Genomic DNA, 9,804 nt, shown 5'->3' on the forward strand with positions numbered 1-9,804 from the left:
GCGCCGCCACCGCCGGCCCCGGGGCCCTCGGCCGCCATGGGCGCCGCCCCGGCCGGCCGTCCGGCGCCGGGCGCCACGCCGCCTTGGGAGCCATCCCAGCCGCAAACCGCCCAGGCGCCGCAAATGCAAATGCAGGCACAGCAGCCGCAAGCGCGCATGCAGCAGGCGCCGGCCGATGACGAGCCGCCTTCCTGGGTCACCGAATTTTCCGACGACACGGCGGTCGCCGCCGATGCCCCGGCAGTCGTAACGGCTCCGGCCCCGGCACAGATGCGCGCCCCGGCCGCGCCGCCGCATCCCTACGTCGTCACGCCGGTCACGGCGATCGGCTGGGACGGCAACTGGCCGGCCCTGGCCGCCAGCCTGCCGCTGCGCGGCGTGGCCCAGCAGTTGGCCCTGCAGACCGAACTGATCGAATGCGTGGCCCACGAACAGGCCGCTACCTTCCGCCTGCGCGTGCCGGTCGACACCCTGCGCGCCAGCGGCAACAGCGAGAAGCTGACGGCCGCGCTGCAGGAGCACTTCCCCTCGGTGCGCGTCAGCCTCGATACCGAGATCGGCCCGACCTGGTACACCGCCGCGGCCGAGGCCAAGGCGGCGCGCGAAGAGCGCCAGCGCCAGGCCGAAGCCCTGGTCGCCGCCGATCCCTTCGTGCAGGCGATGGAGCGGACCTTCGGCGCCTTCGTCGTGCCCGGCTCGGTAAAGCCGGCCGCGGCCGCTTGATCCCTCGAATCCATTGAATCACCCACTAGGCACTTTTTGGAGAAACCGACCATGATGAAAAACCAGCTCGCAGGCCTGATGAAACAGGCGCAGGCCATGCAGGACAACATGAAGAAGGCGCAGGAGCAGCTGGCTCAGATCGAAGTCGAGGGCCAGTCGGGCGCCGGCCTGGTCAAGGTCGTGATGACCTGCAAGAACGACGTCAAGCGCGTCACCATCGACCCCTCGCTGCTGGGCGACGACCGCGACATGCTGGAAGACCTGGTCGCGGCCGCGTTCAACGATGCCGTGCGCAAGGCCGAAGCCACCGCCGCCGAGAAGATGAGCGGCCTGACCGCCGGCATGCCGCTGCCGCCCGGCTTCAAGATGCCGTTCTAAGCTCATCCGAACAAGGCTCCCATGTCCAAGTCGCTCGACTTCCTGACCGAGGCGCTGCGGCGCCTGCCCGGCATTGGTCCGAAGTCGGCGCAACGCATGGCTTTCCACCTGCTGCAGCATGACCGCGAAGGCGCGGCCATGCTGTCGCGCGCGCTATACCAGGCGGTGGACACGGTCCATCACTGCGCCATGTGCAATACCTTCGCCGACACCGAGGTGTGCGAGCTGTGCGCCGACGAAGCGCGCGAGCGCGCGCTGCTGTGCGTGGTCGAAACCCCTGCCGACCAGATGATGATCGAGCAGACCATGACCTACAAGGGCCTGTACTTCGTGCTGATGGGGCGGCTCTCGCCGCTGGACGGCATCGGCCCGCGCGACCTGCACCTCGACAAGCTGGTCGGACGCGCCGCCGACGGCGTGGTCGACGAAGTGGTGCTCGCAACCAATTTCACCAACGAGGGCGAAGCAACCGCCCACTACATCAGCGAGATGCTCAAGGCGCGCGGGCTGAAGGTCAGCCGGCTGGCGCGCGGCGTGCCCGTCGGCGGCGAACTCGAGTATGTCGATGCCGGCACGATAGCGCGCGCCATGCTCGATCGGCGCGACGCATAATTCTCCGTAAAGACGAAAGACGACCGGTAGCGGACGGCCGAACATTAGTTCGGCCTACGCCTGTGCGTGCGCGCAAGCTTCGACGGCGGGCCGCTGCTATGTTGGACTTTTCAGCGGACCCCCCATGCATCTCGTTGACATCACGATGTTCTATGCTGCCGAGGGCGGCGGCGTCAGCACCTACCTGAACGCCAAGTCGCGTTGGCTCGCGCGCTACGGCTGGGCACGGCACACCATCTTCAGCCCCAACGTCGGCGACGGCGAAGCGCCCAGCCTGGTGCGGGTGCCGGCGGTCGCGCTGCCCGGCATCCACGGCTACCGCATGCCGGTCTCGGTGGCGGCGGCGGTGCGGCGCCTGCGTGCCGTCCGGCCCGACCTGATCGAGGCGGGCGATGCCGGCCACAGTGCCTGGGCGGCATTGCGCCTGCGCCAGCAGCTCGGCATCCCGGCGATCGCCTTCTACCATTCCGACCTGCCGCGCCTGGTCCAGAACCGCTTTGGTGAAACCATTTCCCATGGCACTTGCAAGTACCTCGCCCACCTGTACGGCGAGTTCGATACGGTGCTGGCGCCGAGCCGGCTGATGGTGCACCAACTGGCCGACATGGGGGTCACGCACGCGCTGCACCAGCCGCTCGGCATCGACAGCGACATCTTCCACCCGCGCCGCAGGCGCGGCAGCCTGCGGGCCGAGCTGGGCTTGCCGGAAGACACGCGCCTGCTGGTCTATGCCGGCCGCTTCACGGCGGACAAGAAGCTGGGCTATCTGGTTGAGGCCGTGCGCAGGCTCGGCAAGCCCTACCACCTGCTGCTGGTCGGGGGCGGGGCGCCGGTGCCGCGCCATGCGCAGCTGAGCTTCCTGCCCTTCCAGCGCGACCAGTGCGCCCTGGCAGGCCTGCTGGCCAGCTGCGACGTGCTGGTGCATCCCGGCGACTGCGAAACCTTCGGCCTGATCGTGCTCGAGGCGATGGCCTGCGGCCTGCCGGTGGTGGGAACGAGCGGCGGCGGCGTGGCCGAACTGGTGGACGAGCAGACCGGCATCCTGGCGCGCCCGAACGATGCCGGCAGCCTGGCCGCCGCCATCGACGCCATCTACGGGCGCGACCTGGTGCGCATGGCCACCAATGCGCGGCGCAAGGCGCACGAGCATTACGACTGGAACCAGGTCTTCCCGCAGCTGATGCACCGCTACGGCAGCCTGCTGGCGGCGCGCCCGGGCGCCTTGCGCGCGCTCGAGCGGGTCTTTGCCCCCGACTGACATGGACTGGCAGCCGGGCGGCGATTCAGCGGGCGCAGCGCAGCGGCCGGCCCTGTGCGTCTCGATCCACGACGTCGCCCCCGCGACCTGGGATGAATGCAGCCGCCTCGCCCAGGCCATGCGCGAGGTGGCGCCGCTGCCCCTGACCTGGCTGGTGGTGCCAGCCTACCAACGCGCCGGCGGCGATCCGGCCCGGATGGAAGCAGGGCTCCGGCAGGCCCTGGCGCAGGGCGACGAACTGGCGCTGCACGGCTACACCCATCTCGATACCGCGGCGCGCGGTCCCGGCCTGAGCGAGCGTTTCTTGCGCGGCAGCTATAGCCACGAAGGCGAGTTCGCGGCCCTGCCGGCCGACGAGGCGGCGCGCCGCATCCAGCGCGGGCTCGACTGGTTTGCCGAGCGCGGCTGGCCGGTGCACGGCTTCGTGCCGCCGGCCTGGCTGATGGGCGAGGGCGCCTGGCAGGCGCTGCGCGCCTTCGATTTCGACTACACCACGAGCTTCCTGCGCTTTCACCTGCTCGGCGCCGGATCCACGGGTCCGGCAAGGGATGGCGGGGCGGTACTGTCGCCTTCGCTGGTCTATGCGGCGCGCAACCGGAGCGGCCGGCTGGCCTCGCCGCTGCTGGCGGACGCCCTGATGCTGGCGCTGGCGCGTCGTCCGCTCATCCGGCTGAGCCTGCATCCGCCGGACGTGCGCCATCCGCGGCTGCTGCGCCATGCGCAGGCCACGCTCGAGCGGCTGCTCGCGACGCACACGGCCATGACCAAGGCCGCGTTCGCGCACAGGCTTACCAGTACGGCCCCCAATAGCCTCCACCGCGCCAGTGACGCGCACCCCAGCCGCCATAGTACGAGGGACCAACCTGGCGCAGTTCCTCGCGCGTGCTGAGCTGCAGCACGCAATCGCGCCACTGGTCGCTGTTCTGTGCGTAGCCGAGGCGTGAGCAGGCTGGACCGTAGATGGTCATCAGCTCGGCCATTTCCGCCTGCATGCGCTCGGCGCGCTGCTGCGGCGTGGAGCAGGCAGCCAGCCCCAGGGTCATTGCCAGTACCGCGTACTTTGCCATTTGCATGATCGACTCCTTCGCCCGCCGTCCTGGCGGTTCGGTTCCAGTATAGAACTGCACTTGGGGATACGTCGTGCGTAAATCAATCGTGCGACACCCCGCATGCATGGAACAAATCCGGTTCGCCGGGAACACCTGTTTTCTGGCAAGATACGCCCCAAAAACAGAGGGGAAACACAGCATGCGACAGCGCCGATGGAAGACCTGGACCCTGCGCGGGGTGGCCGGATTGGCGGCGCTCGTCCTGCTGGCGCTCGCCGCCGGCTGGCTGTACCTGCGCGCCAGCCTGGCGCAGCTCGATGGCGAGCGCCGGGCGCCCGGCATGCGCGCCGCGGTGACGGTGGCGCGCGACGCCGCCGGCGTCCCCCTCATCAGCGGCGCCAGCCGTGCCGACGTGGCCTATGCGACCGGCTTCGTCCACGCGCAGGAGCGTTTCTTCCAGATGGACCTGCTGCGCCGTACCGCCGCCGGCGAGCTGGCCGAGCTGTTCGGCCCGCGCGCACTGCCGCTCGACCGCTCGCGCCGCCTGCACCGCTTCCGCGCGCGCGCGCAGTTGGCATTGGCGCGCCTGCCGGCAGCGGAGCGCGCGCTGCTGGAGCGCTATGTGGCCGGCGTCAACGACGGCTTGCAGGCGCTGCGCGCCGCACCCTTCGAATACCTCCTGACTTCGGCCCATGCGCGCCCGTGGAGCGCCGCCGATTCGCTGCTGGTCATCTGGGCGATGTACATCGACCTGCAGGGCAACCAGGAGCCGCGCGAGCTGGCGCGCGGCTGGCTGCGCGCCAACAGCGACCCGGCGCAACTGGCCTTCCTGCTGCCGGAAGCGAGCAGCTGGGATGCGACGCTGGACGCCGGCGCCGGCGTGACGCCGCCAGCCCAGGCGCCGCTGCCCGCGAAGGCCCCGGCCTGGTGGGGCGCTGCGCAGGAGCGGCCCGTGCGGCTGGCGGGCGCCGCCATCCTTGATTCGGTCGGCAGCAACAACTACGCGCTGGCCGGCAGCCGTAGCGCCAGCGGCGCGGCCATCGTCGCCGACGACATGCACCTCGGCCTGCAGCTGCCGAACATCTGGTACCGCCTGGCGCTGCGCTTCCCCGACCCGAAGGGCGGGCAGCGGCGCCTGGCCGGGGTCAGCCTGCCGGGCGCGCCGCCGAGCATCATCGTCGGCAGCAACGGGCAGGTGGCCTGGGCCTTCACCAACAGCTATGCCGACCTGGTCGACCTGGTGCCGCTCGACCTGGATGCCGGGCGCCCGGGCCAGGTGCGCACCCCTCGCGGCTGGGAGACCCCGGCCAGCCACGTGGAGTCGATCGCCGTGAAGGGCGCCCCAGCCGAGCGCTTCGTGGTGCGTGAGACGTCGCTGGGCCCGATCCGCGAAGCCGGCGGCCGCCAGTACGCGGTGCACTGGATCGCGCACCATCCGGACGCGATCAACCTGAATCACCTGAAGCTGGAAACGGCGGCCAGCGTGGAGGAGGCGCTGGGGATCGCCGCCATCAACGGCATTCCGGCCCAGAACTTCGTGGCGGGCGACGCGGCCGGCAACATCGGCTGGACCATCGCCGGGCTGCTGCCGCGGCGCGCGGCGCCGGCGTTCGCAAGCAGCTTCCCGCTGGAGAACGGCGTGCCCACCTGGAGCGCGACGCTGGCGCCGGGGCGCTATCCGCGCGTGCTCAATCCGGCCGGCGGCCAGATCACCACCGCCAACAGCCGCCAGCTGATGGGTGAGGGCGCCGACCTGATCGGCGACGGCGGTTTCGACATCGGCGCCCGCAACCGCCAGCTGGCGGACGGCCTGCGCGCACTCGGCCCCAAGCTCGACGTACGCCAGGCCTGGGGTGCGGCGCTCGACGACCGCGCCATCTTCATCGGACGCTGGCGCGAGCGCGCACTCGGCGCGCTCGACCCGCAGGCACTGAAGGACCAGCCGCAGCGCGCCGAGTTCCGCCGCCTGCTCGAGAGCAGCTGGGACGGCCATGCCAGCGTCGGCTCGGTCGGCTACCGGCTGGCGCGCAACACCATGTGGGCCTTCAACGAATTGCTGTTCGGCCGCGCCAACAAGGAACTGGCCGCGCTCGATCCGAAAGCGACGCTGGCCAGCGCCACCAGCCGCTGGCCGGAGGTGATCGAGCGCCTGCTGGACACCCGCCCGGCCGGCTGGCTGCCACCGGGCTACGCGGACTGGCGCGCGGTGGAGCTGGCCGCGATCGACCGCGTGATCCAGGACCTGACGAAAGATGGCCAGGCGCTGGACCAGGCGACCTGGGGCCGGCGCAATACCGCGGCGATCGCGCATCCGATCGGCATGGCGGTGCCGGCCCTGGCGCCGCTGCTGGGAGCGCCGGCCGACCAGCTGGCCGGGGATTCCAACATGCCGCGGGTGGCGGGGCCGAAGTTCGGGCAGTCCGAGCGCCTGACGGTGTCGCCGGGACGCGAAGAGGAGGGGTTGTACAACATGCCGGGCGGGCAGAGCGGGCATCCGCTGTCGCCGTTCTTCCTGGCGGGGCACGAGGAGTGGGTGCAAGCCAAGCCCGTGCCCTTGTTGCCGGGGCCGGCCAAGCATACGCTCCGCTTCGTGCCGTATATGAATGACCGGGGTCCGTAGGGTGGGCGGGTTCCCCGCCCACGCGGTGATAGTTTGGGCGTGAACAGCCGTGGAAGATGATCTCGCTGCTGGTTGAACGCGTGGGCGGGAAAACAGTCCACTGGACTGTTTTCCCCCGCCCACCCTACAACGGCGCCATCGCTTATTTCGCAGGCAATAGCAGCGGCGCCTGCAGCATCCCGGTGATCGTCTCCGCGCTCGACGGATGCCCCAGGTAGTATCCCTGCACCATGTCGCAGCCATATTGCTCGAGCAGCAGCAACTGTTCCCCGGTCTCGACCCCCTCGGCCACCACCACCATCTTGAGTCCGTGCGCCATGGCGATGATGGCGCGGGTGATGGCGGCGTTTTCCGAATCCTGCGGCAGGCCGTTGATGAAGCTGCGGTCGATCTTCAGTGCGCGCACGTCGAAACGCTTCAGATAGTTCATCGACGAGTAGCCGGTGCCGAAGTCGTCGATCGACAGGTACACCCCGATGCCGCGCAGCCGTTCCAGCGTGACCAGGGTGGCGCGCGCGTCGTCCATCAGCGTGCCCTCGGTGAGCTCGAGCTCGAGCAGGCGCGGCTCCAGGCCGGCATCGAGCAGGGCCGAGTGCACCATCTGCGACAGGTTCTCGTCCTTGAACTGCTTGGCCGAGAGGTTGACCGCCATGCGGATCATGCGCTGGGCCTGGCGCTGCCAGGACCTGGCCTGGCGGCAGGCGGTGCGCAGCACCCATTCGCCGATCGGCACGATCAGGCCGGTCTCTTCGGCCAGGGGGATGAACTCGGTCGGCGGCACCAGCCCGCGCTCCGGATGGCGCCAGCGCACCAGCGCCTCGACCCCGACGATTTCGGAAGTGCGCACGTCGCGCTGCGGCTGGTACACCAGATACAGCTCGTCGTTCTGCAAGGCCTTGCGCAGGCCGACCTCGAGCTTCACGTGGCTCATGATCTGCATGGTCAGCGAAGAGCTGTACAGCTTCGCATTGTTCTTCCCGCAGTTCTTGGCGTGGTACATCGCGGTGTCGGCGAACTTGAGCAGCGAGCCGCAATCGTCGCCGTCTTCCGGGAACAGCGAGATGCCGATGCTGGCGGTCACGAAGATCTCGTTGCCCTCGATGAGAAAGGGCCGCCGCATCGCCTCCTTCACGCGGGTAGCGACGTTCAGCGCATGCTCGACCCGCTCCAGGTCCGGGATCAGGATGGTGAACTCGTCGCCGCCCAGGCGCGCCAGGTTGGTGGTGTGGTCGGCCTTCTCGGTGTCCGACCCGCCGTTCGAGCCGTCCCCGCGCGACACCAGGTCGCTCGGCCGGGTGGTCTCGCGCAGGCGCTCGGACACCATTTTCAGCAGCTGGTCGCCGGCGTTGTGGCCGAGCGTGTCGTTGATGCGCTTGAAGGCGTCGAGGTCCATGAACAGCACCGCGAACTTCTTGTTGCCGACCTTCGAGCGCTGCAGTTCGCGCTCCAGGGTCTCCAGGAAGGCTTGGCGGTTCGGGATGCCGGTCAGGCTGTCGCAGTAGGCGAGGCGCCGGATCTGCTCTTCGGCGCGCTTGCGTTCGCTGATGTCCCGCACCAGGCCGAGCACCTGCGAGTCGCCGGTGGCGACCAGGCGCGCCTCGAAGTGCTGGACCTCGCCGCACGTCTCCAGCTCGTACTCGACCGAGCGCACCTGCTGGCTGGCCAGCACGGTGCGCATCTGTTCCAGCATGCGCGCGGCGGTCGCGGGCGGCAGCACGTCCGTGATGTGCTTGCCGATGCAGGGCTGGGAGGCGGCGTGCCTGCGGTTCGGCCGGCCCCGGCCGGGACGTTCATGGCCCGGCTCGTAGTCGAGGTAGAAGCCGTCGCGGTCGAGGCGGAAGAAGGTGTCCGGAATGGCGGCCAGCACCGCGCGGTTCTGGGCGTCGGCGATGCGCAGGCGCGCGATGGCGTCGCTGGCGCGCAGCACGTAGAGCACGCGGTGGCCGAGGATCGGCCAGTTGATCGGCTTGGACACGAAGTCGGTGGCGCCGGCCTCGTAGGCCCGCGTGACCGCCTCCAGGTCGTCGCCGCCCGTTACCATCACGATCGGCACGCTGGTTCCGTCGGCTTCCGAAGCACGGATCGCTTCGCAGGCTGCGAAGCCGTCCATGCGCGGCATCTCGACGTCCATCAGGATCAGGTCGGGCGCGCGCGAGCGCGCCAGTTCGACCGCTGCCGCGCCGTCGGCCGCCTCGATCGCGTCCAGCCCGACCTGGGCCAGCATCTCGAGCATCAGCATGCGCATGACAGGGTCGTCGTCGGCGACCAGGACCGTTCCGCGCTTCGGTGGAGGGGAGGGCATGTCAGGTTTCCTTTTCAAGCATGGCGTGGAGCGAATGGCGCACGGTCTGGAATTCGTGTTCCATGTCGGTGAGGATGCGGTCGGCACCAATGACCGTGTCGGCGCGCCCGAGCTGTTCGAGTTCCTTGCATAGCGTCGCCAGGCGCGCGGCGCCGATGTTGGCGCTGGCCGATTTCAGGCTGTGGGCGACGCGGCGCACGCTGCCGGCATCCATGCCTTCCACCGCCTCGCGCAGCGTCGCCAGGTGGCGCGGAGTGTCGCCCACGTAGGCCTGGACCACCTTCTGAACCAGCGCATCGCCGCCCTCGCGGCTGAGCGCCCGGATGTTGTCGAGCGCGACCCGGTTGACCGCCTCGCGCTGGATCACCTCGACCACTTCCTGCGGCAGCCGGGGCGGCGCGTCCAGGTGGTGGCTGGTGGCGGCCAGGGGCACCGCGATCCAGCGCCCGATCACCGCCGCCAGCTGCTGCTGGGTGAAGGGTTTCGAGAGGTAGTCGTCCATGCCGGCGGCCAGGCAGGCCTCGCGGTCGCCCTGCAGCGCGTTGGCGGTAATGGCGATCACCGGCAGGGTGCGCGCGCGGCCCGCTTCGCGCTCATGGCGGCGGATCGCGGCGGTGGCCGCGAAACCGTCCATCACCGGCATCTGGCAATCCATCAGCACCGCGTCGAAGCTGCCGGTGCGCACCGCCTGCAGCGCTTCCTGGCCGTTGCGCGCGCAATGGGCTTCGATGCCCAGGCTTTCCAGCATCGCCTTCGCGACTTCGACGTTGACCGGATTGTCCTCGGCCAGCAGGACCCGGCGCATGCGCGCGCGCGCAGCCGGGCGCGGCGCGGCCGGCGCGGGCGCGGCGCTTCCACGACC

Annotated in this window: 8 protein-coding genes and 1 pseudogene; 6 read left to right on the plus strand and 3 right to left on the minus strand. The window is 70.0% G+C overall.

Annotated features, from left to right (window positions below; genetic code table 11):
* The 5 genes and pseudogenes from ACK4S9_RS22670 to ACK4S9_RS22690 form a co-directional block, all read left to right on the plus strand.
* Positions 1–723, plus strand: a pseudogene (locus tag ACK4S9_RS22670) (DNA polymerase III subunit gamma/tau); the annotation flags it as partial.
* A 51-nt stretch (positions 724–774) separates the two neighbouring features.
* On the plus strand, positions 775–1,101 hold the full coding sequence (locus ACK4S9_RS22675; protein ID WP_281913752.1) for a YbaB/EbfC family nucleoid-associated protein: 327 nt from the start codon (positions 775–777) through the stop codon (positions 1,099–1,101).
* A gap of 21 nt (positions 1,102–1,122) precedes the next feature.
* Positions 1,123–1,713 carry a recombination mediator RecR gene (gene recR, locus ACK4S9_RS22680; RefSeq protein WP_409730129.1) on the plus strand — a complete coding sequence of 197 codons (591 nt, stop codon included), beginning with the start codon at positions 1,123–1,125 and terminating at the stop codon, positions 1,711–1,713.
* A 124-nt stretch (positions 1,714–1,837) separates the two neighbouring features.
* Positions 1,838–2,971, plus strand: a complete 1,134-nt coding sequence (locus tag ACK4S9_RS22685) for a glycosyltransferase (protein ID WP_409730131.1) — start codon at positions 1,838–1,840, stop codon at positions 2,969–2,971.
* A complete protein-coding gene (locus ACK4S9_RS22690) occupies positions 2,958–3,860 on the plus strand; it encodes a DUF2334 domain-containing protein (protein WP_409730133.1) in 903 nt (300 codons plus the stop codon). Before ACK4S9_RS22685 ends, ACK4S9_RS22690 begins: the two co-directional genes overlap by 14 nt.
* Here ACK4S9_RS22690 and ACK4S9_RS22695 read toward each other — a convergent pair.
* Positions 3,760–4,044 carry a hypothetical protein gene (locus ACK4S9_RS22695; RefSeq protein WP_409730135.1) on the minus strand — a complete coding sequence of 95 codons (285 nt, stop codon included), beginning with the start codon at positions 4,042–4,044 and terminating at the stop codon, positions 3,760–3,762. The two genes, ACK4S9_RS22690 and ACK4S9_RS22695, sit on opposite strands and share 101 nt — an antisense overlap.
* 175 nt (positions 4,045–4,219) lie before the next feature.
* Here ACK4S9_RS22695 and ACK4S9_RS22700 point away from each other — a divergent pair, with 175 nt between their 5' ends.
* A complete protein-coding gene (locus ACK4S9_RS22700; RefSeq protein ID WP_409730137.1) occupies positions 4,220–6,640 on the plus strand; it encodes a penicillin acylase family protein in 2,421 nt (806 codons plus the stop codon).
* 142 nt (positions 6,641–6,782) lie between these two features.
* Here ACK4S9_RS22700 and ACK4S9_RS22705 read toward each other — a convergent pair whose 3' ends face one another.
* Together ACK4S9_RS22705 and ACK4S9_RS22710 are read right to left on the minus strand one after the other, a co-directional pair.
* The gene (locus tag ACK4S9_RS22705) at positions 6,783–8,942 is read right to left on the minus strand and encodes a putative bifunctional diguanylate cyclase/phosphodiesterase (RefSeq protein WP_409730139.1); all 2,160 of its coding nucleotides are present in this window, start codon (positions 8,940–8,942) and stop codon (positions 6,783–6,785) included.
* A gap of 1 nt (position 8,943) precedes the next feature.
* Positions 8,944–9,804 (minus strand): response regulator (locus ACK4S9_RS22710; RefSeq protein ID WP_409730141.1); only part of this gene is annotated, 861 nt, incomplete at its 5' end.

Origin of the sequence: Massilia sp., assembly GCF_046293535.1 — a bacterium.
Taxonomy (GTDB): domain Bacteria; phylum Pseudomonadota; class Gammaproteobacteria; order Burkholderiales; family Burkholderiaceae_D; genus Telluria.